The following is a 23713-nucleotide window of genomic DNA, read 5'->3' as shown; positions in this document are numbered from 1 at the left end:
GCCCTGCTCACGCCGCCCGGCGTCCCCGTTCCCGATGCGCCCGCACGATCTCCGCGTACCGGTGTCCGCTGCCCTTGATGGTGCGCGCCTGGGTGCGGTAGTCGACGTGGACCAGGCCGAAGCGCCTGTCGTAGCCGTAGGCCCACTCGAAGTTGTCGAGCAGCGACCAGGCGAAGTAGCCGGCCAGCGGGGCGCCCTTGCGGGCGGCGGACGCGCAGGCGGCGAGGTGGCGTTCCAGGTACTCCTGGCGCTCGGGGTCGTGGACGGTGCCGTCCGGGCGTACGACGTCGGGGTAGGCGGAGCCGTTCTCCGTGACGAAGATCCTGCGCGGCCCGTACTCGTCGGTGAGGCGCAGCAGCAACGTCTCGATGCCGCTCGCGTCGACCTCCCAGTCCATGCCGGTGCGCGGGACGCCGAGACGGCGGACCGTGCGGACGCGGGGCGCCGGGGCGGAGGGGTCGTCGGCGACGGTGACCGGGAAGTAGTAGTTCAGGCCGAGCCAGTCCAGGGGTGCGGCGATCACCGCCATGTCGCCCGCCCGCTCGGGGAGTTCGACGCCGTACACCTCGCGCATGTCCGCCGGGAAGCCGCGGCCGTGGACGGGGTCCAGCCACCAGCGGTTGACGTGGCCGTCCAGCCGGCGTGCGGCCCGGACGTCCTCGTCGCGGTCGGTCGCGGCGTGCACGGTGGAGAGGTTGTTGACGATGCCGACCTCGGCGCCCGGGGCGGCGGCGCGGATCGCCCGTACGGCGAGGCCGTGGCCGAGCAGCAGGTGGTAGGAGGCGCGGACGGCGGCCGTCAGGTCGGTCCAGCCGGGGGCCATCGTGCCTTCCAGATGGCCGATCCACGCCGAGCAGGACGGCTCGTTGAGGGTCGCCCAGTGGGTGACGCGGTCGCCCAGGCGCTCGGCGACGACGGAGGCGTACTCGGCGAACGCCAGGGCCGTGTCACGCTCGGGCCAGCCGCCGCGGTCCTGCAGCACCTGGGGCAGGTCCCAGTGGTAGAGGGTGACGGACGGGGTGATGCCCGCCTGGAGCAGGCCGTCGGTCAACTCGTCGTAGAAGGCGAGGCCCTTGGGGTTGACCGGGCCGTCGCCGCCGGGCAGGACACGCGGCCAGGCGATCGACAACCGGTAGGCGTCGACGCCCAGTCGGCGCATGAGGGCGATGTCCTCGCGCCAGCGGTGGTAGTGGTCGCAGGCGATGTCTCCGTTGTCGTTGCCCGCGATCTTTCCGGGGGTGTGCGAGAAGGTGTCCCAGATCGACGGGGAGCGGCCGTCCTCCGCGACGGCTCCCTCGATCTGGTACGCCGATGTGGCCGTGCCCCACAGGAAGTCGGGCGGGAGCGCGGCGAGGTCGATGGTCACGGAAGTCCCTTCACATACGGCTACGGGTCACTGGTACGGATCACTGGTACGGGTCACTGGTACCGGTCACTTCACGGCCCCGGCCGTCAGGCCGGCGACGAGGTAGCGCTGGAGCAGCAGGAAGCCGGCGACCACGGGCACGCTGACGACCAGCGAGGCGGCCATGATCTGGTTCCAGTAGACGTCGTTGAGGGTGGAGTAGCCCTGGAGGCCGACGGCGAGGGTGCGGGTGGTGTCGTTGGTCATCACCGAGGCGAACAGCACCTCGCCCCAGGCGGTCATGAAGGCGTAGACGGCGACCGCGACGATGCCGGGGACCGCGGCCGGCACGACCACGCGGAACAGCGCGCCGAGCGGGCCGCAGCCGTCCACCAGCGCCGCCTCGTCCAGGTCGCGCGGCACCGAGTCGAAGTACCCGATCAGCATCCAGATCGAGAACGGCAGGGAGAAGGTCAGGTACGTCAGGATCAGGCCGCCGCGGGAGCCGAACAGGGCGATGCCGGTGGCGTTGCCGATGTTGACGTAGATCAGGAACAGCGGGAGCAGGAAGAGGATGCCGGGGAACATCTGCGTGGACAGCACGGTGACCGTGAAGACGCGCCGGCCGCGGAAGGAGTGGCGGCTGACCGCGTAGGCGGCGAACACCGCGATCACCACCGAGCAGACGGTCGCCGCGCCCGCCACGACGAGGGAGTTCACGAAGTAGCGCGCGAGCGGGACGGTCGACCAGATGTCGATGTACGGCCGGACGGTCAGACCGCTGGGCAGCCAGCGGAACTCGCCGGAGACGTCCGCGAGCGGCTTCAGCGAGCTGGAGACCATGACGTACACCGGCAGCAGGACGAAGCCGGTGAGCAGGGTGAGGAAGATCCGCCGCGACCACAGGAAGGAGCGGGGCGGGGCCGTCGGGGAGTCAGGCACGGCCGGTCCTCCGTTCGCGCGAGGTGACGGCCAGGTAGGCGCCGGTGACCAGGAGCAGGAAGAGCAGCAGCAGGACGGACATCGCCGAGCCGGTGCCGAAGTTCCAGGTGACGAAGGACGCCTGGTAGATGTGCACGGAGATCAGGTCGGCGGCCTGCGGGGCGGCCTTGCCGAACAGGACGTAGGGCGTGTTGAAGTCGTTGAACGTCCACAGGAACAGCACCAGGACGAGGACCTGGTTGACCGGGCGCAGGGACGGCAGGGTGATGCGGCGGATCCGCTGCCACATCCCGGCGCCGTCCAGGGCGGCCGCCTCGTACAGTTCCCGGGGGACGTTCTGCAGGCCGGCCGTGACGATGAGGAAGGCGAACGGCCAGCCCTTCCAGACCGAGACGGTGAGCAGGGCGTAGAAGCTGTTGTCGCCGATCAGCCAGAAGGACGGCCGGCCGGTGAGGTGCAGCTGGTCGTGCAGGACGTGGTTCACCAGGCCGTTGTCGTGCTGGAACATGAACACCCAGGTGATGACGGCGGCGTAGACCGGCAGGGCGTACGGCACCAGGAACAGGGCCCTGAGCAGTCCGCGGCCGCGGAAGGCGTCCTGCATGAAGACCGCCGCCGCCGTGCCGATGACCCAGCACAGGGCGACCGACAGCAGGGTGAAGGCGACGGTGACGAGGAAGGAGTGCAGCAGCGCCTCGCCGACGGGGGCGTCGACGTCCACGGAGACGCGGTAGTTGTCGAATCCGGACCAGGGGGCGGCGCCCCAGTCGCGGATGGTGAACTGGGTGAGTTCCTTGAAGCTCATCACGATGCCGATGACCATCGGCACCAAGTGGACGAGGAGTTCGAGGACCAGGGCGGGCAGGAGCAGCAGGTAGGGCAGTCCGGCGCGGCGCAGCCTCCCGGTGCGGCGGGGGCTTTCGTTTTCCGCCGCACCGGGAGGGGTCTTGCGCACACTCTTGCGCACACTCTTGCGCACGGTCCGCTCGACGGCGGTGATCGTCATCGGGCTCTCGCTCGCGCCCTCGCTCTCGCTCTCGCGGGCATCCGGGTTCATTTCGCGGGCATCTGCTGCTGGGCCTTGGTGAGTTTGGCCTTCACCGACGCGGTGGTGACCGGGCGTCCGGCGGCCGCGTCGGCGAACAGTTCCTTGACCGCGGTGCCGACGGCGGTCTCGAACTGGGACTCGTCGGCAACCTGGGGCAGGGCGACGGCGCTCGTGGCGAGGGTGTCCTTCAGCACGGTGGTGGCGGGGGTGCTGAACGCGGCGTCGGCCTGGGCGGACCTGACCGGCGGGATGGAGCTGTAGGCCTTGTTGAGGATCCGCTGTTCCTCGTCGCCGGTCATGAAATTCACGAACCGGGTGGCGCCGTCGAGGTTGTCGGTGTTCTTGAAGACGGCGAGGTTGATGCCGGCCACCATGGAGTTGACCTGGGTGCCGGTGCCGGGGGTGCCGGACCGGACGGGGACGGGCGCGATGCCGTAGTCGGCCGCGTCCATGCCCTGGGACGCGAGGTTGGCGGCGGCTGACTGCCACAGCAGCATGGCCGTGCGGCCCTTGGCGAAGTCGCTGACGGACTGGTTCTGCGCGTACTCGGCATTGCCGGGCGGGATGACCTTGTCCTTGGCCATCAGGTCGACGTACTGCTTGACCGCGGCGACCACCTTGTCACCGGTGAAGTCGGCCTTGCCGTCGGGGGTGAAGAAGTCGGCGCCGTGCTGCTTGGCGAAGACGAAGACGTGGTGGATGTTCTCCGAGACGTTGGAGCCCTCCGCGCCGAGCGCCTGCTTGCCCGTGGCCTGGATCTTCTTGCCGTCGGCGATCAACTCGTCCCAGGTGGCGGGCGGTTGCTCGATGCCCGCGTCGGCGAAGATCTTCTTGTTGTAGTAGAGCGCGTACGCCATCGAGTACAGCGGCACGGCGGCCGGGTCCTTCCCGGCCGCGCCGGTCGAGCCGAGGGCGGAGCCGACGAAGCGGTCCTTGCCGCCGATCTTCGCGAAGTTCTTCGCGTCCCAGGGCAGCAGCGCGCCCGTGGCCTGCAGGGAGGCGCTCCAGGTGTTGCCGATGTTGAGGACGTCGGGGCCCTGGCCGGAGGTGGTCGCGGTGAGGATCCGGTTGAGCAGGTCGGACCAGGGCACGACCTCCAGCTTCACCTTGATGCCGGTCCGTTTCTCGAACTTGTCGAGCTCGGGCCGGAGCACCTTCTTGTCGACCGCGATGCTCGCGCCCTGGTTGGACGCCCAGTAGGTGAGGGTCCTGGGTGAGTCGTTCGACCCGCCGCCCGTGGCCGAACCGCCTCCGCAGGCCGTGGCCGCGAGGGCGAGTGAGAGGGTGACGGCGCCTACCGCCGCGGCTCGGATGCTGCGCATGGCTCCCGGTGTCCCTTCGGGGTGGCAACTCATGACCTGGTGCACTCAGGACTTAATTTAGGACGTGAGTTAATCCCCAGGAGCTAACTCCGTCAAGGGGTGCGGCAGTTCTCGCGGCGGCGGCAGGCGTCGCCGCCCGTCTCGCTGCCGCCGTACGGAACTCCGGTCGCACCTCTTGACGCGCCCATTCCGGCAGTTGAAGCATTCACCGGCGAGAGAGCGCTCCCAAACCGATGCCGTGTTCACTTCCTGAACAGGAGAGCCGCCCCATGCCCGAGAGCCGCCACACGCCCGCGCCCGCATCCGATCCGGAGTCCGCGCCCGCCCCCGTCATGAGTCGCAGAACCGTCCTCGGCGCCGCGGCCGCCTCGGCCCCCGCGGTGCTGGGGCTGTCCACGGCCGCGGCCGCCGTCCCGTCCGCCGCCTCCCCGGCCGGGCGGAGCAAGCCGCGCCGCCTCCCCGGCGGCGGCGACCTCGGCCCGAACGTCCTGGTCTTCGACCCGTCCATGCCGGACATCCAGGCCAGGCTGGACGAGGTGTTCCGGCAGCAGGAGTCGGCCCAGTTCGGCACCGGCCGCTACGCGCTGCTGTTCAAGCCCGGCACCTACCACGGCCTCAACGCCCAACTCGGCTTCTACACCTCCATCGCCGGGCTCGGCCTCTCCCCCGACGACACGACGATCAACGGCGACGTCACGGTCGACGCCGGCTGGTTCGGCGGCAACGCCACGCAGAACTTCTGGCGTTCGGCGGAGAACCTGGCCCTCGTCCCGGCGAACGGCACCAACCGGTGGGCGGTGGCGCAGGCGGCTCCCTTCCGCCGCATGCACGTGCGCGGCGGCCTCAACCTCGCACCGTCCGGCTACGGTTGGGCGAGCGGCGGCTACATCGCCGACAGCCGGATCGACGGCCAGGTCGGGCCGTACTCGCAGCAGCAGTGGTACACCCGCGAGAGCGCGATCGGCAGCTGGCTCAACGGCGTGTGGAACATGGTCTTCTCGGGCGTCGAGGGCGCCCCCGCGCAGAGCTTCCCGAACCCGCCGTACACCACGCTCGACACCACCCCCGTCTCCCGGGAGAAGCCCTTCCTCTACGTGGACGGCAGCGGCAGGTTCCGCGTCTTCCTGCCCGCGAAGCGGACCAACGCGCGCGGCGTCAGCTGGGGCAACGGCACACCGCGCGGCACCTCGCTGCCGCTGTCGCGTTTCTATGTCGCCAAGCCGGGCGACTCGGCCGCCACTCTCGACCAGGCGCTCACCCAGGGCCTCCACCTCCTGCTCACCCCGGGCATCTACCACGTCGACCGGCCGGTCCGGGTGAACCGTCCCGGCACGGTCGTCCTCGGCCTCGGCTACGCGACGATCGTCCCCGACAACGGCGTCACGGCGATGCGGGTCGCCGACGTCGACGGAGTCCGGCTGGCCGGGTTCCTGATCGACGCGGGCCCCGTCAACTCCCGGACGCTGCTGGAGATCGGGCCGCGGGGCGCCTCGCGGGACCACTCCGCCGACCCCACCACCGTGCAGGACGTGTTCGTCCGGATCGGCGGCGCGGGCGCCGGCAAGGCCACCACCAGCATCGTCGTCAACAGCCGGCACACCATCGTCGACCACACCTGGATCTGGCGCGCCGACCACGGCACCGGCGTCGGCTGGGAGACCAACCGGGCCGACTACGGACTCGTCGTCAACGGCGACGACGTGCTGTGCACCGGCCTGTTCGTGGAGCACTTCAACAAGTACGACGTGCAGTGGTACGGCCGGCGCGGCCGCACGATCTTCTTCCAGAACGAGAAGGCGTACGACGCCCCCGACCAGGCCGCGATCCAGAACGGGTCCGTCAAGGGCTACGCCGCCTACAAGGTCGGCGACGACGTGACCGAGCACGAGGGCTGGGGCCTGGGCAGTTACTGCTACTACAACGTCGATCCGACGATCACGCAGCACCACGGCTTCTCCGCCCCGGACCGGCCGGGGGTGCGCTTCCACGACCTGCTCGTCGTCTCGCTCGGCGGCAACGGCCAGTACGAGCACGTGATCAACGAGACCGGGGCGCCGACGTCGGGCACGTCGACGGTGCCGTCCACGGTGGTGTCGTACCCGTGAGCCGGGGCGGCCCCACCCGCGCGTGGGCGGGGCCGCCGTGCCGGGCAAGGGCGCGGGCACCGGGTCCGGGGGCGCCCAGGTGTCGGACGGCAGTCCGGGGCGTCCTCGCAGAACTGGGCGCACGTGTGAGCCCGAGCCGACCCGGTCCGTGAAGGCGGCTCCGCCTACGCCGCGCCGCCTTCGCCTTCACGTTCGCCGTCGGGGTGCCGTACGGCCTTCTTCAGGTCGGCCTCGACGTCGCTGCGGGACACATCCTCGGCCTTGGCGTACTCGGTCACCGAGGCCTGCACATCGCGGGCGAGGTCGCGCCAGGCCCGCCATGCCGTCTCGTAGGTGTCGGTCTGCCGCTGCGTCCAGCCGCCCTCCAGGGTCGGCGGCCCGTAGGTCTCCCGCAGCTCCTCGACGCGGTTGTGCGCCTGGTCGGCGGCCCGCTGCTTCTCCACCAGCTCTTCGAAGGTGTGTGCCACACAAAGGGAGCTTAGGTCGACAAATGCCACACCGCGCGCCGACGGTGTCGACGCGCGGTGTGGACGGTGCGGATCAGGCCAGGTCGAGCATCAGGCCAGGTCGAGGCATCAGGCCAGGTCGAGGCATCAGGCCAGGTCGAACCGGTCCAGGTTCATGACCTTGTCCCAGGCGGCGACGAAGTCCTTGACGAACTTCTCCTTCGCGTCGTCGCTGGCGTAGACCTCGGCGACGGCGCGCAGCTCGGAGTTCGAGCCGAAGACCAGGTCGACGCGGCTGCCGGACCACTTCAGCTCGCCCGTGGCACGGTCCCGGCCCTCGAAGGTCTCCGCGTCCTCGGTCGCCGGCTTCCACTCGATGCCCATGTCGAGCAGGTTGACGAAGAAGTCGTTCGTCAGGGACTCGGGCGTCGAGGTGAGCACGCCGAGCTGGGAGCCCTGGTGGTTGGCGCCCAGCACGCGCAGGCCGCCCACCAGGACCGTCGTCTCGGGCGCGGTCAGCGTGAGCAGGTTCGCGCGGTCGAGCAGGAGGTACTCCGACGGCAGTCGGTTGCCCTTGCCGCGGTAGTTGCGGAAGCCGTCCGCGGTCGGCTCCATCTCCGCGAAGGACTCCACGTCCGTCTGCTCCTGCGAGGCGTCCGTACGGCCCGGGGTGAACGGGACCTGGACGTCGAAGCCCGCGTTCCTGGCGGCCCGCTCCACGCCCGCGCAGCCGGCGAGGACGATCAGGTCGGCGAGCGAGATCTTCTTGCCGCCGGTCTGCGAGGAGTTGAAGGACTCCTGGATGCCCTCGAGGGTGCTCAGCACCGTGGCCAGGGTGTCGGGGTCGTTGACCTCCCACTCCCGCTGCGGGGCGAGGCGGATGCGGGCGCCGTTGGCGCCGCCGCGCTTGTCGCTGCCGCGGAAGGACGAGGCCGACGCCCAGGCGGTGGACACCAGCTGCGCGACGGACAGGCCCGAGCCGAGGATCTGGTCCTTGAGCGCGGCGACGTCGCCGGCGTCCACCAGCTCGTGGTCGACGGCCGGGATCGGGTCCTGCCACACCAGCGTCTCCTGCGGCACCAGCGGGCCGAGGTAGCGCTGGATCGGGCCCATGTCGCGGTGCGTGAGCTTGAACCAGGCGCGGGCGAAGGCGTCCGCGAACTGGTCCGGGTTCTCCAGGAAACGCCGGGAGATCTGCTCGTAGACGGGGTCGAAGCGCAGCGAGAGGTCCGTGGTGAGCATCCGCGGCTCGCGCTTCTTCGACGGGTCGTGGGCCTCCGGCACGGTGCCGGCCCCGGCGCCGTCCTTCGGCCGCCACTGCTTGGCGCCGGCGGGGCTGTCGAACAGCTCCCACTCGTACCCGAACAGCGTCTCGAAGAAGCTGTTGTCCCAGGCCGTCGGGGTCGGCGTCCAGGTGACCTCGAGGCCGCTGGTGATCGTGTCGCCGCCCTTGCCGCTGCCGTAGCTGCTCTTCCAGCCCAGGCCCTGCTCCTCCAGGGGCGCGGCCTCGGGCTCGGGGCCGACGGCGTCGGCGGGGCCGGCGCCGTGGGTCTTGCCGAAGGTGTGGCCGCCCGCGATGAGCGCGACGGTCTCCTCGTCGTTCATCGCCATGCGGCGGAACGTCTCACGGATGTCGCGGGCCGCGGCGACCGGGTCCGGGTTGCCGTTCGGGCCCTCCGGGTTGACGTAGATGAGGCCCATCTGGACGGCGGCCAGCGGGTTCTCCAGCTCACGGTCGCCGCTGTAGCGCTCGTCGCCGAGCCAGGTGCGCTCGGGACCCCAGTAGACGTCCTCGTCGGGCTCCCAGACGTCGGCCCGGCCGCCGCCGAAGCCGAAGGTCTTGAAGCCCATGGTCTCCAGGGCACGGTTGCCCGCGAAGATCATCAGGTCGGCCCAGGAGATCTTGCGGCCGTACTTCTTCTTCACCGGCCACAGCAGACGGCGCGCCTTGTCGAGGTTGGCGTTGTCGGGCCAGCTGTTGAGCGGCGCGAACCGCTGCATGCCGGCGCCGGCGCCGCCGCGGCCGTCGTGGACGCGGTACGTGCCCGCGCTGTGCCAGGCCATGCGGATGATCAGCGGCCCGTAATGGCCGAAGTCGGCCGGCCACCACTCCTGCGAGGTGGTCAGCACCTCGTCGACATCCCTGGCCAGGGCGTCGAGGTCGAGGCTCTGGAACTCGGCGGCGTAGTCGAAGTCGCCGCCCATCGGATCGGACGCGGAGGAGTGTTTGCGGAGAATCGCGAGGTTGAGCTGGTTCGGCCACCAGTCACGGTTGCTTCCGCCCTCGGTCGGGTGGCTGAAGCGTCCGGCGTGGACCGGGCAGCCTCCCGCGCTCTCGTCGTTCATCTCTCCCACTACGGCGTCAGGACTGTCGGCCACGGGAATCCTCCATGGATCAAAGAGTGTGCTCAGTAACCGGTGCGGTGGAACGGGTGCGATCGGTGGGACGGGTGGAATCGGTGGGCCCGGTGGAACGGGTGGAACCGGTGGGCCCGGTGGAACCGGTGGAGCAGTCGGGGCACAGGCCCCAGTAGACGACCTCGGCCTCGTCGACGACGAAGCCCTGATCGTCGGAGGCGGTCAGGCAGGGCGCGGTGCCGACGGCGCAGTCGACGTCGGCGATGACCCCGCAGGACCGGCACACGAGGTGGTGGTGGTTGTCCCCGACCCGCGCCTCGTAGCGCGCGACGGAGCCGGGCGGCTCGATGCGCCGCAGCAGACCGGCCGCGGTCAGCACCCGCAGCACGTCGTATACGGCCTGGTGGGACACCGCGCCGAGGTGTTCACGCGCGATACGGGTGATCGAGTCCGTGTCGGCGTGCGGATGACCGTGCACCGCGGACAGCACCGCCACCCGAGGGCGCGTCACCCGCAGGGCGGCCGCTCGCAACATGCGCTCGAAGTCCGTGGTCGCGGTCACAAGCCGCAGTCTTGTCCCTTTCCTGGAACCAATCAAGTTCTGGAAGAGATCAAGTTGAAGATCGACGGTAGACGCGGGGCACGCCGGCCGGCTCGACGAGGGCATGCCTTCCCCGCGGCGCCGGCGCTCAAGCAGCGGTGCGTCACGTTCGGAGTGCGCTCCGTGACCGGCGTCGCGCCGAGCCCGGCCTGCCGCGTTTCCGCACCCACGGCGCCCGCCGGGCCGGACGCGTGCTGGACGTGCGGGTCGCCGACGGACGCCGACGCGGGGATTTCGGACGCGAACTCGCGCCTGCCCTGCTCACGCGCCGCCCCGACCGGCACTGGAGCGTCGCGGCCGCTCGCCGGCGAACTCGGGGGCGTGCGCCAGACGGACGGACGGTGCACGACGCGCGGCGGATCTCAGCCGTCGCGGTCACTGCCGTGTGATCAATCCCCGGCCCGTAACATCTGATACATTTACGACAAGTCTCAACGATCTGAAACTGGAGCTTCGCGCAACCGACGGGACGCCCGCCCGATGAGCGGCTGCGGCCGGCCGTGAACGGCGGCTCCCGCCGCAGGAAGGACATTCATGGCCCCCACCCTGGCCGACCAGATCCGCAGCCGGCTCGGAGATCTGAGTCCGGCCGAACGCAAGGTCGCGAGGGTCCTGCTGGCCGGATACCCCGCAGCGGCTTTCGAGACCGTCGCCACGATCGCGGAACGCGCCGCGGTCTCGGCCCCCACAGTGCTGCGCTGCGCGTCCCGGCTGGGCTTCAAAGGGTTTCCCGACCTGCAGGCGGCTCTGCGAGCCGAACTCGACGCGCGCAACGCCTCGCCGATCGCCCTGTACGAGAGCGCGGGATCGGCGCAGCGGGAAGCGACCGGCGGCCCGGAGGATGCCGCCCCCCGGCTCGGGGAGCACCTGGCGCTCCTGCAGCAGGCCGTCTCCCAGACCTTCAACGAGGTGGCCCCGCACGAGTTCGAGGACGCGGTGAGTCTCCTGAGCGACCCCCGGCGCCGCGTGCACCTCGCCGGAGGCAGGTTCACGCACCTGCTGGCCGAGTATCTGGGGCTGCACCTGACGCAGTTCCGTGATCAGGTGGGATTCCTGCCTGCCAGGGCTGTGGAGCGGACGTCCTTCCTCAGCCAGCTCGCCCGCCGTGATGTCACCGTCCTCTTCGACTACCGCCGATACGAGACGGACAAGACGCTCATCGCGGAGCTGGCCCGTGAGCGCGGGGGAAAGGTCATCGTTTTCACCGACCCCTGGCTCTCCCCGGCGGCCGCGCACGCGGACGTCGTCCTCATCACCCAGGTCACCTCCGGCTCTCCGTACGACGGTCTCACCCCGGCGCTGGCTCTCATAGAGGTGTTGATCGCTGCCGTCCTCGACCGGATCGGCAGCGACGGACACGAGAGGATGAAGCGGGCCGAAGGCGTGGCGCGGCGCACCGGCCTGCTGTGATCCGGCCACAGCGGACTTCCGGGGCTCGCCGGTCACGGGCTTGACCCGGCGCCCGGTCCACTCGCTCTGCCTCATTGCCGGTGTGCGTCATCACCGAGGGCGGCCGGCGGAGCCGGTCTGCGGGCCGGCTCCGCCGGGCCGGTCATCGGGGTGCGATGCCGATCCGCAGGTCGATCAGCGTCTGGGGCGTGGCGCCGTCGCCGGTCCAGGCGCTGAATCCCCTGGTCTTGGCAAAGGTGACGGTGAAGCGGGGATCGGTCTCGAAAGTGGTGGCGGTCGCGGTGTCCTGAGCGCGTGTCGCCGCCAGGGCCCGGGCCGTGGTGCGGAAGGAATACGGTGTGCCGTCGGGGTTGGACGCGGAGCGGAAGACGTCGCCGTTGGCGGGCACCGCGGCGGTGCCTGTGGCCCGCAGGCGGTGCTTGTCCGAGGCCGGATAGGCCGACCAGGTGTGCGGGTGGTAGCGGTCCTGCTGGGTGAGGTAGGTGTAACGGGCCCCGCGCATGCTCCAGCCTTCGGCTCCGGAGTGCACACGGGCCTGGCGCAGGTCCAGGACGGCGACGCCGTTGGGGCCGAGGACGCTCATCCGCTCGCGGGGGCCTCCCGGGTTGTCGACGACCAGGGCGGTGTTCTCCTCCAGGGCGTAGACGCGGTCGTGTCCGGTGTCGGCGGCCAGCCGGAAGGCCCGGCCTTCGCGCCCGTAGGCTCCGGTGTGGGTGTCGATGAGCCCGGAGGTGAGAAACCCGAAACCGCCCTGGGGGATGTAGCCGAGCCGGGTGGGGTCGTCGAAGTAGCCGGGGGCGCTGCCGTCGCGCAGCCCCTCGTAGGATTCGCCGCCGCTGACCATGTCGGGACCGGAGGCGATCTGGGCGCCGGCGGAGGATCCGGAGATCACGGCTCCCTGTGCGAGCTTGGCGCGGATGGCGGCGAGGACCTTGGAGTCCGTGTGCTTGTCGCCGTGCAGGAGAGTGGTGATGTAGCGGTACTGGTCTCCGCCGCCGAAGAAGAATCCGGTCATGGACTCGACCTGGGCGACGACGGCGTCCGAGTCGGCGTTGGAGACGTGGTCGATGTCGAGGGGTATCCACTGGGCCTCGGCCGCGCCGTACCGCTTGAACAGGCCGGCGTAGTAGGCGCCGTTGCAGGCCGAGTTGCTGCACCGGTCCGGGTCGCCGGCGTTCGGGTCCTGGCTCTCCGGAACGGAGGCCGCGGTGATGACACCGATGCGGGCCGCGGGGCCGCCGGCCCGCTTGACGATCTCGCCGTAGACGGCGGAGTTGTCCTCCTTGAGCCCCCCGCCGATGAGAACGAGGGAGCCCGCGTTGCCGCCGGTGCGCTCGGGCCCGGCATGGGCGGCGGGCGCCGCGGCGAGCAGGGCGACGGCGATGCCGCACGCGAGGACGGTGCGACGTGCGGGGTCGGTTGGTGCGCGCATGGTGTCTCCATGGGTGGGATGCGGGTGATCGGGCCCCTGCCTCCGGGCGAGGCAGGGGCCCGATCCGCTCGGACGGGAGGGACGGAGGGAGCCGCCGGGCCGTGGCGCGACGCACGAGGTGGGTGAGGCCGCTCACCACCGGCTCGGCAGGGGACGGTTCAGGTGCTTCTGGCGTCCCCGAGGGAGGCGATGAGTGCGGCGAGTACGGCGATGCGCTGGGGGGCGCCGGCGATGTCGAGCCATTCCTGAGGGGTGTGGTCGGCGCCTCCGACGGGGCCGAGGCCGTCCAGGATCGGCACCCCCCTGCCGGCGATCAGGTTGGCGTCGCCCACCCCGCCGGTGGCCGCGGCGCCGAATTCCACGCCGACCGCCTCAGCCGCTCGCAGGGCGCGGTCGAGCATGCGACGTGACGCGGGGGTGTCCTCCATGGGCGGGCAGAGGTCGAGCTGCTCGACCGCGACGCTGACGCCGGGGATCGCAGGATGGTCGGCGGCTTCCTGAACGGCCCGCTTGACACGCTCGACGTCGGCCGTGGTGGCCGCTCGGACTTCGATGCGGAGTTCCGCCTCGGGGCAGACGATGTTCGCTCGGGTGCCTGCCCGGATCACGCCGACGTTGACGGTGACGCCGTCCCAGCGGCCGTTGAGGGCCTGGAGGGCGACGACCAGGTGGGCCGCGGCGAGGGCGGCGTTGGCGCCGCGCTCAGGCTCTATGCCGGCGTGGGCCGCTCTGCCGGTGACGGTGAGACGGAAGTCGGCGACACCCTTGCGGGCGATGACGAGGTCGCCGTTCTCCCGGGCGCATTCGAGGCCCAGACCATAGTGCATGCCGTCGGCCGTGCGCTCGATCAGGCCGCGGCTGGCCGGTGAGCCGATCTCCTCGTCGGGGGTGGCGAGGAAGACCAGCTCGGCGAAGGCGTCGGTGCCGTGCTCGTCGAGGATCTCCAGGGCGGTGAGGCCTGCGAGCAGGCCCCCCTTGTCGTCGCTCACCCCGGGTCCGAAGGCGATGGATCCGTCGATGCGGAAGGGGCGAGCGGCGGCAGTCCCGTCCTCGAAGACGGTGTCCATGTGACCGACGAGCATGATCCGGCGGCCGCCGTCGGTCTCGGAGAGGGTCCCGCGTTTGCGGCCGACCAGGGCGTCGCCGGACCGGTGGCCGCCGCTGGTCCGCGGCAGGCGGACGCGTTCGACGTCGAACCCGATACGGTTCAGGCGGCGCTCGACCCAGTCGGCGACCTTGTTGACGCCTTCGGCGCTGTAGGACCCCGAGTCAATGGCGACGAGCTCTTCGAGATCGAGCAGGTAGCGGGACCGGTGAGCCCGGGCCAGGTCGAGCAGTTCCGTGGCCGACTGCCGCTGACGGGCAGGGGCGTTCACAGGACCTTGGACAGGAAGGCGCGGGTGCGCTCCTGCTCCGGGTCGACGAGGACCTGACGGGGGTCGCCGGATTCGACGACCACGCCTTCGTCCATGAAGACGGCGGTGTCGCCGACTTCGCGGGCGAAACCGATCTCGTGGGTGACGACGACCATGGTCATGCCGTCGGCGGCGAGCTGCCGCATGACGTCCAGTACGTCACCGACGAGCTCGGGGTCGAGGGCGGAGGTCGGCTCGTCGAAGAGCATCAGCTTGGGACGCATGGCGAGTGCGCGGGCGATGGCGACACGCTGCTGCTGCCCGCCGGACAGCTCTGCCGGATAGTGGTGGGCGCGGTCGCCCAGACCGACCCGTTCGAGCAGCCGGCGGGCCTGCTCCCGGGCTTCGTCCCTGGCGACGGAAGCGACCTTGACGGGGGCTTCCATCACGTTCTCGAGGGCTGTCATGTGGGGGAAGAGGTTGAACCGCTGGAAGACCATGCCGATGTGCCGTCGGCGCTCGGCGACTTCCCGCTCGCGCAGTTCGTGCAGCCTGTTGCCGTGCTGCCGGTATCCGACCAGTTCCCCGTCGACGGTGAGCCTGCCGCCGTCGACCTTCTCCAGGTGGTTGATGCAGCGCAGGAAGGTGGACTTGCCGGAACCGGAGGGGCCCAGAAGACAGCAGACCTGACCGCGTTCCACCGTGAGGTCGATGCCCTTGAGCACCTCCAGCCTGCCGAAGTGCTTGCGGACACCTTCGGCACGCACCATGGGTGTGCTCATCGGCTCTGCTCCTTGCTGCTCTTGCCGATCCGATCCACCGCACCGCCGAGCATGCGCCGGAACGGGGAGGCGTGTCCGGCGCGCGTGGTGCCGCGCCCGTAACGCCGCTCCAGCCACGCCTGGGGAAGGCTGAGGAGGGTCACGAGAGCGAGGTACCACAGGCTGGCGACCACCAGCATGGGGATGACCTGGTAGTTCTGGGCGTAGACGTCCTGGATGTTGGACATCAGGTCATGGGCGGAGATGATCGAGACCAGGGCCGTCATCTTGAGCATGTTGATGGTCTCGTTGCCCATGGGGGGAATGATCACGCGCATCGCCTGGGGAAGGACGATCCGGCGCATCGTGAGCGCGGGACGCATGCCCAGCGAGTGCGCGGCTTCGGCCTGACCGGGGTCGACGGACTGGATGCCGGCGCGGACGATCTCCGAGGCATAGGCGGCTTCGTTGAGACCCAGAGCGAGCAGGGCCGCGATCGCGGGGGTCAGCAGCGTGTTCGTCTCGGCCTGGAAGAACGTGATGTCGGTGAAGGGGATGCCGATCTTCACGTACTTGTAGAGTGCGGCCGCGTACCCCCAGAAGATGATCTGCACGAGCAGCGGGGTGCCGCGGAAGACCCAGACGAAGGCGGTGGCCAGGCCGTAGAGCACGGGGCTGGCGGACAACCGCATGACGGCGATCAGGGTGCCGAGGACCAGGCCGAGTGCCATGGCGGCCGCGGTCAGCCAGAGCGTGGTGCCCAGGCCGTCGAAGACGAGGGGCGCGAAGACGTAGTGGCCGACGACGTCCCAGTGCAGGTTGTCGTTGCGGGCGAGCGAACCGACCAGACCGGCCAGGGCGAGCAGCGAGACGGCGGCAGCGATCCAGCGGCCGTAGTTGCGCACCGGGACGACTTCCAGGTCGGATGCGCCGGGGTGACCGCTGCGAGCGGTGCCGGGGGCGGAAGTGGTATCGATCATGCCTAGTCCACCGCCGCGTTCCTGGTGGCCTCCTTGACGGCGATCGATGCCACACCGTACTTGTCGTAGATCTTGGTGACGGTGCCGTCGTCGATGAGGGACTGGAGCGCCTTCTGGATGGCGCTCGTCAGCTCGGGCTGCTGCTTGCTGACGGCGATGCCGTTGGGCGAGGCGTTGTAGCCGCCGGGCGCCGCGGGGTCATCGACGAGATCGAACACCTTGCCGTCGTCGGCGGTCTTCGCGACCCAGCCGGCTGCGGGCTTGGTGAGGACCTGGGCGACGACCTTGCCCGAGCGCAGGGCCAGTTGGGCGTCGGAGTCCTTCGGGAAGGTCTGGATGTCGATCTTGCCCTTGCCCGCCTTCGAGCAGGCCGCCTGGCGGCCCTTCAGCAGGTCGAGCTGGTTGGTCGCGGCCTGGACGGCGACCTTGCGCCCGCACAGGTCGTCCAGTGTGGTGATCTTGTCCGGGTTGCCGTCGGCGACCAGGATGCCGGAGCCCGACTGCGAGTAGTCGACGAAGTCGACGACCTGCTGGCGCTCCTTGTTGTCGGTCATGGCCGACATCGCGGCGTCGAACTTGCCGGCCTGGATGGCGGGGACGATGCCGTCGAACTTCTGCGGGGCGAAGGCGAAGGTCACGCCGAGTTTCCCGCCGATCGCCTGGCCCAGGTCGTAGTCCAGGCCGGTCATCGCGCTCTCGCCCTCCTTCACGTACATCTCGAAGGGCGGGTAGGGCACGTCGGTGGCGACCCTGACCTTGCCGGCCTCCTTGATCCGCTGCGGCAGCAGGTCGTGCAGGGCCCGGTCCTTCTTGATCTCCACACCGGCGACGGTGACCTTGCCGGCCGCCGCGGGAGCGGAGCTGTCGCCACCTCCGCAGGCGGAGAGGGACACAAGGGCGGCGGCCGCCGCAGCGGCGGCCGCTGCGCGGTGGGCGGGACGAGCGTTCATCGCGGTCGGACCTCTCGGGGGATTCCTCGCCGGCGGAACCTGGCCCGCCGGCCACGACAGCGACGTTACAGACAAGCCATTCGTCTGGCTAGATGTATCTCACGTTACGTTCACGTAACGGGGTCACGCCGACCGTTTCCGGGTGCGCTTGCCCCTGTTCGCACCGCACCGTCCCCTGCTGTACGCCTGTCCGTGATCGATTTCTGTCTTACAGCTTCTCGTCGAGCGTGCCGTCTTGTATGTTCCGCTACCAACCCGTGCAGCGCCGTGCCGGTGCTGATTCGGCCACACCCCCGCCTGCGGTGCCGCACCCTGACAACTGGAGCGCAGATGACGTCACGTCTTTCACGCAAGGCCGCGCCGATAGCCGTCGCTCTGGCCGCGGTGACCACAGCACTCACCGTGCAGCAGCCCGCCCACGCGGCGGCTGACCGGATCCGGCTGGGCAGCGCCTCGGACGTCAGCCGGACCTCCTGGAACGGACCGGCGTTCACCATGAACGGCTCCGGCGGCGTCGTGCCGGCCTCGATGGCGAGAGCCGTCGACGACATCCGCGGCGGCACCGGGAGCCTGGACGTCGTCGTCCTGGCGGGCTCGGCACCGACCTCGGGAAGCAAGACCCCCGAGTGCGACACCATCATGACCCTGGCGGGCGTCAACTCCTGCACCACCTGGACGCTCACCACCGCCGGCGACGCCGGCAACAGCCAGGTCAACACCGACGTCCGCAACGCCGAGTTCGTGTACTTCGCAGGCGGGGACCAGTGCAGGTACGCCGCCTGGAAGGGCACCGCACTCGAGGCGTCCGTCGAGTCCGTCGTCGCCAAGGGCGGCGGCTCCGGCGGCGGCAGCGCCGGCCACCACATCAACAGCCCCGTCGTCTACGACGCCTGCAACGGAAGCGTCACCAGCACCGAGGCGCTGGCAAACCCCTACGACCGGAGCATCACCTTCACCACGGGCATGTTCGAGTGGCCGAACTACGGCGGAGTCATCAACGACTCCCACTTCGTCACCCGTGACCGCATGGGCCGCACCATGGCCTTCGTCGCCCGGGCGGTGAAGGACGGCCTCACCCCGGGTGGCGCCGCCTGGGGCGTCGGCGTCGAGGAAGGAGGCTCGCTGTTCATCGACCGCGACGGGACGGCCACCCAGTACGGCAAGGACGCCTACGTCGTCCTCGGCGACCACCAGCCCGAGCAGGCCGTCGACCGCAAACCGCTGACCTACTCCGGCTTCAAGATCTGGCGCCTGACCCCCGCGTCGACGTTCGACTTCAAGAACCGGCCCACCTGCGGTTACTACCTGCGCAGCGTCACCAACGGCGTTCCCGACCCCGATCTCTACACCGGCACACCCCTCACGGACTGCACTCCCCCGAACGGCAGCACCCTCGCCGAGAGCGAACCCAACGACACCCGGGGCACGGCCGACGACGCCACCGTCCTGACATCTCCCGGATCCGTCACCGGGAACATGAAGTCCACGACCGACAGCGACTACTTCAAGGTCAGCCTGAACACGGGCCAGACCCTGTCCGCGAACTGCGCCGTCCCCTCCGCCTACGACGCCGACCTGTACCTGCTGGATTCGGCCGGCAGCACCCTCGAACGGTCCGTCAACGACGGCGCCGGCACCGACGAGGCCCTCAGCCTGACCAGAACCGCCTCCGGCACCGGCACCTACTACATCGACGTGGAGGCCTACAGCGGCAGCGGAACCGCCCAATACACCTGCACGCTGACCAAGAGCTGACCGAAGCGCGGGATTCTCCGACCGACGCCGTCCCAAATCCCCGGACGGCACCCTGCCCCGCACGAACGCCGGTCAGGGAACGCGCCGCCTGTGCCGCGGACACGAGAGAAGCGATCCGCGAGCGTGAGCACGAGACGAAAAGGGAATGTTCTTCGGAGACTTCTGCCCAGCGAAAAGCCCGGAATTCGGGTCGGCTGAATTCCCGGGCACAGCGGGCGGCTCTTCCTGCCGCCCCTTCATCACATTGCCCGGCGGGCGGACTGTCCCGACCCCGGTCCCCGCCTCCTGGAGGAGGGGACCGGGACCGGACGGTCGCACCGGTCAGATCAGCCGGGTGGAAGTCACACCGGCGGGAAGGGCGCGGTCGCGCGGCCGTACTGGAGCAGGGCGGAGCACAGCGCACCGAGGCTCAGCACGCACAGCACGGTCCGGACGACATTCACCGGCACCCAGACCGACTTGAAGTCCTCGATCACCGCCGGGAGGTCCTTGGCTGTGGCCGGGTGGCTCCCGAGCGCCGCCAGATCGGCGTTGAGCGGAAGGTTGACCGCGACGGTGATCACGAGCACCGCCAGGTAACAGGCGGCCGCGACGACCAGCGGGACGGCGACCGCGCGCTGTCTCCTCCGGAAGGCCCGGATCGCTGCGACGACGGTGAGGCCCAGCGTGGCGAGGAAGATCAGGCCGAACAGCGCGCTGCCGTCGATCACCGCGTTGAAGCGCTGCATGGCCGCCGCGTACGTGCGGTCGTCCAGTTCCGCGAGGCCGGGCATGACGGAGATGTCGTAGGCGAAGAACAGCCCGGCCATCAGACCGGTGCAGACGACAGAGGCCACCAGGAGCGGCCAGAGGGCCCGGTCACGGCCCGGCGGCGGGGATACGGGCGGGTGGCCGGGGCGTGCCCACGGTGCGGGGCTGGGGGCAGGGTACTGGCTCACGTTGCTGTCCTATCGTTCGGGCGGGCTCTCCCGGCTGCTGACGGACGGTGCGCGGGCGAGGCACCGTCCGCACCGCTCAGGGGAATCCCAACAAGCGGAGGGACGTGTGGTCCATGTTTCACACGCTCGGGCGCATACGCGATCGTCGCCGGCCCGGGACCGGCACGGTCGTCAGGCACTCCTCCAGGAACGCCAGCGCACGCAAGTGGTAGAGGGGGGCGGCCAGTCCGAGGCTGAGGTTGTGGCCCGCCTCAGGTACGAGTTCGACCACGGGCGGGCGTGTCCGGGTGAAGCAGGCGGCCACGGCGGCCAGTTCGGCCCGGTCGAGGCACCACCAGCCCTCGTGCTCCCCGAAGGTGAGCCGCACGGGGCAGCGCACCCGGGCCGCGGCGCCCGGGAAGCGGGCGGGCCAGTGGGCCGTCTCGGCCTCCTCGACGGCCGGGACCTCGCGGAGCAGGGCGCGGCTGGCGCGGAACGTACCGCCCGGATAGAGCCGCAGCGGGCCCCAGTTGAGCTCGCCGGCGCCGCCGCCCAGGGTGTCGGGGAAGTGGACGGCGGCCGACGAGTAGTGCCAGCCGCAGCCGTTGAGGTCGAGTCCGAGCAGGCGCTCGGCCGGGTCCTCGCCCCACAACTCGCCCGCCGCCAGGTGCAGGGCGGTCTTGCCGCCGTCGGAGTGGCCGAGCAGGAGGAACCCGGCCCCCACCGGGTGGAGTTCGGCGTAGTCGGCGAGCGCCCGGCGCAGCAGGCGGGCCTGGTCGGCCAGCGGGAGCCCGAGCGGGAGGGACGAGCGGGAGAGGCCGTAACCGGGCCGCTCGACCGCGAGGACGGTGTGGCCGAGGGAGGAGGCGAGAGCGAGCAGGGAGGTGCGCGGGGCGACCGGCCCGGCGAAGTAACCCGGGGACATCGCCCGGCCGTGTATCGCGACGAGCACGGACCGGGGGCTGCCGGTGGCGGGGGCGGCCCGCCAGGCGCCGAGCCGGTGGCGGCCGCGTCCCAGCGTGATCCGCTCCACGCCGTCGGTGGCGACGGTCTCCATGGGTGCGGCGTTCACACCGGCGCTCCTTCTGTTTCGGCTCCGGAACCGGCCGGGGGCAGCGGCTCGGCCGGAGCGGGCCGGGCGGTGGGCAGGGGCGCCAGCGGCGAGGGGGGTTCGGAGGCGGCCGCCGGAAAGGGCCTCGTCCCCGGCACGACGGCCCCGGCTCGGCAGGCGTCGAACGCGTGCAGCCACGCCTCCACGCTGGGCGCACGCAGGAGCGCCGTCCCGACGAGCAGGGCGGCGTACCCCTCCGCCAGCAGCCCGGCCGCGGCCTCCGGACCGCTGACCGCGCCGGCGCTGACCGGGCAGAGGGTGCCTGCGGCCCGTACCGCGGGCAGCAGCGCCCGGCTGCGGTCCAGGTCTCCCGCGTCGCGCTCCTTGGTGACGATGTCCTTGTTGTTGACCGCGATGACACAGCGGTGCGGGTCGGGCAGGCCGACCGCCTCCTCGGCGCGGGTGACCTCCACGAAGGGGGTGAGGCCGTGCTCCTGGCACTCCCGTGCCAGGCCGTGCAGCGACTCGCGCGGCAGCAGCGCGGCCGTCAGGAGCACCGCCGAGGCACCCGCGGCGGCCGCGCCGGCGATCTGGTCGCGGCGAGTGACGAAGTCCTTGAGCAGTACCGGGACGCGGACCCGGGAGGTGACCTCCGCCAGCATGGCGGCCGATCCGCCGAACCACCGGCCGGTCACGACGGAGACGCACGGGGCACCGGCCCGCTCGTAGGCTGCGGCCAGGTCGCCGGGGGCGCGGCCCCGCAGCAGGTCGCCCCCGTGCGCGTCGCGGGCTTTCACCTCCATGATCAAGGGGCGCTCGGCGCCGAGGAGCGCGGAGAGGAAGGGCAGATGCCGGGTCATGTCGGATTCCCTCGCAGGGTGGTTGGGTGCCGGCGGGGCGTCCCCGTGGGACCGGGCGCCCACGCCGGGTGAGCCGTCCGGACCGGGGCGGGTCCGCGTGATCCGGCCGTACCGGACCGAGCAGTGCCCGGACCGGCCCCGACGCGGATCCCCAGCGGGCTGCCCGCTCCCCTGTCCGGCCCCGTCCAGGCGCGGTCCAGGGCGGCGACCCGGTGGGCGCTCAACAGCCCGTCGTCGCCCCGGGCGGCGCTGTCCACGTCCACGCCACGGAAGCCGGGGTGCGCCCCGAGGGCCGGGCCCCGCGCCGCGTCGGCCTCGGTGAGGCCCCCGGCGAGCAGGAAGGGCAGCCCGAGGGCGGGCAGCAACGGCTCCAGCGCCCCGGGCGGGAGGCGGTGGCCGGTGCTGCCGACTCCGCCGCCCGGGGTCGCGGCGTCCACGAGGAACAGGTCGGTGCCCGCCCGCGCGTAGGCCCCGAGGAAGGGGCGTTCGACGCAGCGCCCGTCGAGGACGTGCACGGCCTTGACAAGGGTCGCGTCCGGCAGAGCGGTGCGCAGGGCGGCGACGGCTCCGGGCGGCTGGTAGGCGTGGAGCTGGAGCCAGCGGACGCGGGCGGCCCGGGCCACCCGCGCCAGCCGGTCGGCGTCGTGCAGAAAGGTGACGAGGACCGGTTCCGCCCGGCCCCCGGCGCGGACGGCGTCGGCCAGCTCGGGCACGGCAGCGTCGGGCAGGTCGTGGGCACCGCCCTCGACGCCGTACCAGAGGCCGACCAGATCGGCCCGGGCGCCGACGGCGGCGGCCTCCTCGGAACGGGTCGCCCCGCACACCTTCAGCAGCGGCCGGGGCGCGGGCGGCGGGCCGGCCGGGGGCGGGACGCTCATCCCCCGAGTCCCAGGGTCGAGGCAATCCGGTTGTACTGGATGTCGTTGGTGCCGGAGTAGAGGGTGCCCGCGACGGCGGCGCGCAGGTCCTTCTCGAGGCCGACCTCGCAGAGGTAGCCCCCGCCGCCGAAGACGCGGATCGCCGAGAGGCTGGTGGACAGGGCGGCCTCGCTGGCGAGGATCTTCGTGATGGCGAGGTCGGCGGTGACGTCCTCCCCCGCCGTGAGCCGCTCGGCGGTGTCGTACAGCCACTTGGCGGCGGTCTCGGTGCGAATCTTCATGTCGACCACGCGGTGCGAGACCGCCTGGTAGTCGCCGATGGGGTGGCCGAAGGCGCGGCGTTCGCGCGCGTGGGCGACGGCGCGCTCCAGCCGGTGGCGCATCTCGCCCAGGCCGACGGTGAAGCCGAAGAGGATCTCGCGCTTCATCACGTGGTCGAGGACGAGGAGCCCGCCGCCGACCCGGCCGAGGACGCGGTCGGCCGGGACCCGGCAGCCGTCGAGGTGCAGGGTGGACAACGGGGCGGTCCGCAGTCCCATCTTGGCGGTCGGCTCGCCCACGAAGAGGCCGGGCGTACCGCGTTCGACGAGGAAGGCGGTGGTCCCGAGCGGACCGCCGTCGGGGTGGGTGCGGGCGTAGACGACGAAGACGTCGGCGATCGGGCCGTTGCTGACGAACGCCTTGCCGCCGGTGACCAGGTAGTCCGCGCCGTCCCGCTCGGCCCGGGTGGTCATCGCCATCGCATCCGAGCCGCTGTCGGGTTCGGTGATGGCGTGGGCGCCGATCAGCTCCCCGGAGCAGATGCCCGGCAGGAAGCGCTCCCGCTGAGCGTCCGTGCCGAAGGCGTCGAGCGGCACCCCGGTGCTGGCCATCGAGGTCGTCACGCAAAAGCTGAGACCGGTCTCCCGGCAGGTCTCGCCGAGGGTCTCCAGGACGTGGAGGGTGGTGACGAGGGACTGTCCGGCGCCGCCCCACCGCTCGGGGAAGGGCAGCCCCAGAACGCCGCTCTCGCTCGCCAGCCGCCACCGGGCCGGGTCGAAGGCGGACCGCGCGTCCGCCTCGACGTGTCCTTCGCTCAGGGCCTTGCCCCACCGGGCCATGCCTGCGCACAGCGCCTGCTGATCTGCGTTGCGGTGCCTCACTGCTGAGCCTTCCGTACGGGCCGTGGGGGTGGCCTCGGCCGGTTGTGGACGGGGG

The 23713-nt window shown here is 71.1% G+C and carries 19 protein-coding genes and 1 pseudogene; 3 read left to right on the top strand and 17 right to left on the bottom strand.

The genetic code is table 11. The features are described 5' to 3' along the window. Positions 1-7: 7 nt before the first annotated feature. The 4 genes from ACH4ZX_RS31105 to ACH4ZX_RS31090 all read right to left on the bottom strand — a co-directional run bounded on the left by ACH4ZX_RS31105 (position 8) and on the right by ACH4ZX_RS31090 (position 4657). Entirely contained in the window at positions 8-1366 is a 1359-nt protein-coding gene (locus ACH4ZX_RS31105; RefSeq protein WP_398280009.1) for a GH1 family beta-glucosidase, read from the bottom strand. Positions 1367-1432: 66 nt separating this feature from the next. After that, the gene (locus tag ACH4ZX_RS31100; RefSeq protein WP_398280006.1) at positions 1433-2287 is read right to left on the bottom strand and encodes a carbohydrate ABC transporter permease; all 855 of its coding nucleotides are present in this window, start codon (positions 2285-2287) and stop codon (positions 1433-1435) included. Beyond that, entirely contained in the window at positions 2280-3293 is a 1014-nt protein-coding gene (locus ACH4ZX_RS31095) for a carbohydrate ABC transporter permease (RefSeq protein ID WP_398280115.1), read from the bottom strand. Before ACH4ZX_RS31095 ends, ACH4ZX_RS31100 begins: the two co-directional genes overlap by 8 nt. Before the next feature lie 47 nt (positions 3294-3340). After that, complete coding sequence (locus ACH4ZX_RS31090; RefSeq protein WP_398280003.1) at positions 3341-4657, bottom strand: ABC transporter substrate-binding protein; 1317 nt, start codon at positions 4655-4657, stop codon at positions 3341-3343. A 269-nt stretch (positions 4658-4926) separates the two neighbouring features. Here ACH4ZX_RS31090 and ACH4ZX_RS31085 point away from each other — a divergent pair, with 269 nt between their 5' ends. Then, positions 4927-6762: a coagulation factor 5/8 type domain-containing protein gene (locus ACH4ZX_RS31085; protein WP_398280000.1), complete on the top strand. Its 1836-nt coding sequence runs from the start codon at positions 4927-4929 to the stop codon at positions 6760-6762. Between the two features lie 164 nt (positions 6763-6926). On the opposite strand, the gene ACH4ZX_RS31080 is transcribed toward ACH4ZX_RS31085, so the two are convergent. The 3 genes and pseudogenes from ACH4ZX_RS31080 to ACH4ZX_RS31070 form a co-directional block, all read right to left on the bottom strand. Continuing rightward, on the bottom strand, positions 6927-7229 hold the full coding sequence (locus ACH4ZX_RS31080; protein WP_398279997.1) for a hypothetical protein: 303 nt from the start codon (positions 7227-7229) through the stop codon (positions 6927-6929). 126 nt (positions 7230-7355) lie between these two features. Next, the gene (katG, locus tag ACH4ZX_RS31075; protein ID WP_398280112.1) at positions 7356-9554 is read right to left on the bottom strand and encodes a catalase/peroxidase HPI; all 2199 of its coding nucleotides are present in this window, start codon (positions 9552-9554) and stop codon (positions 7356-7358) included. Between the two features lie 154 nt (positions 9555-9708). Then, a pseudogene (locus tag ACH4ZX_RS31070) lies at positions 9709-10101 on the bottom strand (Fur family transcriptional regulator); the annotation flags it as partial. 600 nt (positions 10102-10701) lie between these two features. Between ACH4ZX_RS31070 and ACH4ZX_RS31065 the strand changes: the two are divergent. Next, a complete protein-coding gene (locus ACH4ZX_RS31065; protein ID WP_398279994.1) occupies positions 10702-11577 on the top strand; it encodes a MurR/RpiR family transcriptional regulator in 876 nt (291 codons plus the stop codon). Positions 11578-11719: 142 nt separating this feature from the next. Here the strand turns inward: ACH4ZX_RS31065 and ACH4ZX_RS31060 are convergent, their stop codons facing one another. The 5 genes from ACH4ZX_RS31060 to ACH4ZX_RS31040 form a co-directional block, all read right to left on the bottom strand. Beyond that, a complete protein-coding gene (locus ACH4ZX_RS31060; protein ID WP_398279991.1) occupies positions 11720-13009 on the bottom strand; it encodes a cyanophycinase in 1290 nt (429 codons plus the stop codon). Between the two features lie 158 nt (positions 13010-13167). Then, positions 13168-14385 (bottom strand): M20 family metallopeptidase, encoded by a 1218-nt coding sequence (locus ACH4ZX_RS31055; RefSeq protein WP_398279988.1) that lies wholly within the window; start codon positions 14383-14385, stop codon positions 13168-13170. Then, complete coding sequence (locus tag ACH4ZX_RS31050) at positions 14382-15134, bottom strand: amino acid ABC transporter ATP-binding protein (protein WP_398280109.1); 753 nt, start codon at positions 15132-15134, stop codon at positions 14382-14384. The genes ACH4ZX_RS31055 and ACH4ZX_RS31050 overlap by 4 nt, the downstream gene beginning before the upstream one ends. 8 nt (positions 15135-15142) lie before the next feature. Continuing rightward, on the bottom strand, positions 15143-16105 hold the full coding sequence (locus ACH4ZX_RS31045) for an amino acid ABC transporter permease (protein ID WP_398279985.1): 963 nt from the start codon (positions 16103-16105) through the stop codon (positions 15143-15145). A 2-nt stretch (positions 16106-16107) separates the two neighbouring features. Then, positions 16108-17055, bottom strand: a complete 948-nt coding sequence (locus tag ACH4ZX_RS31040) for an ABC transporter substrate-binding protein (RefSeq protein WP_398279982.1) — start codon at positions 17053-17055, stop codon at positions 16108-16110. 330 nt (positions 17056-17385) lie between these two features. On the opposite strand from ACH4ZX_RS31040, the gene ACH4ZX_RS31035 reads away from it, so the two are divergent. Then, positions 17386-18810 (top strand): pre-peptidase C-terminal domain-containing protein, encoded by a 1425-nt coding sequence (locus ACH4ZX_RS31035; RefSeq protein WP_398279979.1) that lies wholly within the window; start codon positions 17386-17388, stop codon positions 18808-18810. A gap of 341 nt (positions 18811-19151) precedes the next feature. On the opposite strand, the gene ACH4ZX_RS31030 is transcribed toward ACH4ZX_RS31035, so the two are convergent. The 5 genes from ACH4ZX_RS31030 to ACH4ZX_RS31010 all read right to left on the bottom strand — a co-directional run bounded on the left by ACH4ZX_RS31030 (position 19152) and on the right by ACH4ZX_RS31010 (position 23658). Further along, positions 19152-19748, bottom strand: a complete 597-nt coding sequence (locus tag ACH4ZX_RS31030) for a DUF1772 domain-containing protein (RefSeq protein WP_398279976.1) — start codon at positions 19746-19748, stop codon at positions 19152-19154. A 118-nt stretch (positions 19749-19866) separates the two neighbouring features. Then, positions 19867-20799, bottom strand: a complete 933-nt coding sequence (locus ACH4ZX_RS31025; protein ID WP_398279973.1) for an alpha/beta hydrolase — start codon at positions 20797-20799, stop codon at positions 19867-19869. Continuing rightward, positions 20796-21638, bottom strand: coding sequence for an indole-3-glycerol-phosphate synthase (locus ACH4ZX_RS31020; RefSeq protein ID WP_398279970.1), 843 nt, complete (start codon positions 21636-21638; stop codon positions 20796-20798). Before ACH4ZX_RS31020 ends, ACH4ZX_RS31025 begins: the two co-directional genes overlap by 4 nt. Continuing rightward, positions 21635-22516: an N-(5'-phosphoribosyl)anthranilate isomerase gene (locus ACH4ZX_RS31015; RefSeq protein ID WP_398279967.1), complete on the bottom strand. Its 882-nt coding sequence runs from the start codon at positions 22514-22516 to the stop codon at positions 21635-21637. The genes ACH4ZX_RS31020 and ACH4ZX_RS31015 overlap by 4 nt, the downstream gene beginning before the upstream one ends. Further along, a complete protein-coding gene (locus ACH4ZX_RS31010) occupies positions 22513-23658 on the bottom strand; it encodes an acyl-CoA dehydrogenase family protein (protein WP_398279964.1) in 1146 nt (381 codons plus the stop codon). The genes ACH4ZX_RS31015 and ACH4ZX_RS31010 overlap by 4 nt, the downstream gene beginning before the upstream one ends. Between the last annotated feature and the right edge of the window lie 55 nt (positions 23659-23713).

Origin of the sequence: Streptomyces sp. NPDC020490, assembly GCF_044335305.1 — a bacterium.
Taxonomy (GTDB): domain Bacteria; phylum Actinomycetota; class Actinomycetes; order Streptomycetales; family Streptomycetaceae; genus Streptomyces.
The sequence above is the reverse complement of the archived record's forward strand: the minus strand, read 5'-3'. Positions and strand labels throughout refer to the sequence as shown.

Excerpts from the sequence above, each read along its gene's own strand:
- ACH4ZX_RS31095 (WP_398280115.1), bottom strand. The coding sequence starts at position 3,293 with ATGACGATCACCGCCGTCGAGCGGACCGTGCGCAAGAGTGTGCGCAAG.
- ACH4ZX_RS31090 (WP_398280003.1), bottom strand. The coding sequence starts at position 4,657 with ATGCGCAGCATCCGAGCCGCGGCGGTAGGCGCCGTCACCCTCTCACTC.
- ACH4ZX_RS31085 (WP_398280000.1), top strand. The coding sequence starts at position 4,927 with ATGCCCGAGAGCCGCCACACGCCCGCGCCCGCATCCGATCCGGAGTCC.
- katG (WP_398280112.1), bottom strand. The coding sequence starts at position 9,554 with ATGAACGACGAGAGCGCGGGAGGCTGCCCGGTCCACGCCGGACGCTTC.
- ACH4ZX_RS31065 (WP_398279994.1), top strand. The coding sequence starts at position 10,702 with ATGGCCCCCACCCTGGCCGACCAGATCCGCAGCCGGCTCGGAGATCTG.
- ACH4ZX_RS31060 (WP_398279991.1), bottom strand. The coding sequence starts at position 13,009 with ATGCGCGCACCAACCGACCCCGCACGTCGCACCGTCCTCGCGTGCGGC.
- ACH4ZX_RS31050 (WP_398280109.1), bottom strand. The coding sequence starts at position 15,134 with ATGGTGCGTGCCGAAGGTGTCCGCAAGCACTTCGGCAGGCTGGAGGTG.
- ACH4ZX_RS31045 (WP_398279985.1), bottom strand. The coding sequence starts at position 16,105 with ATGATCGATACCACTTCCGCCCCCGGCACCGCTCGCAGCGGTCACCCC.
- ACH4ZX_RS31040 (WP_398279982.1), bottom strand. The coding sequence starts at position 17,055 with ATGAACGCTCGTCCCGCCCACCGCGCAGCGGCCGCCGCTGCGGCGGCC.
- ACH4ZX_RS31035 (WP_398279979.1), top strand. The coding sequence starts at position 17,386 with ATGACGTCACGTCTTTCACGCAAGGCCGCGCCGATAGCCGTCGCTCTG.
- ACH4ZX_RS31020 (WP_398279970.1), bottom strand. The coding sequence starts at position 21,638 with ATGACCCGGCATCTGCCCTTCCTCTCCGCGCTCCTCGGCGCCGAGCGC.
- ACH4ZX_RS31015 (WP_398279967.1), bottom strand. The coding sequence starts at position 22,516 with ATGAGCGTCCCGCCCCCGGCCGGCCCGCCGCCCGCGCCCCGGCCGCTG.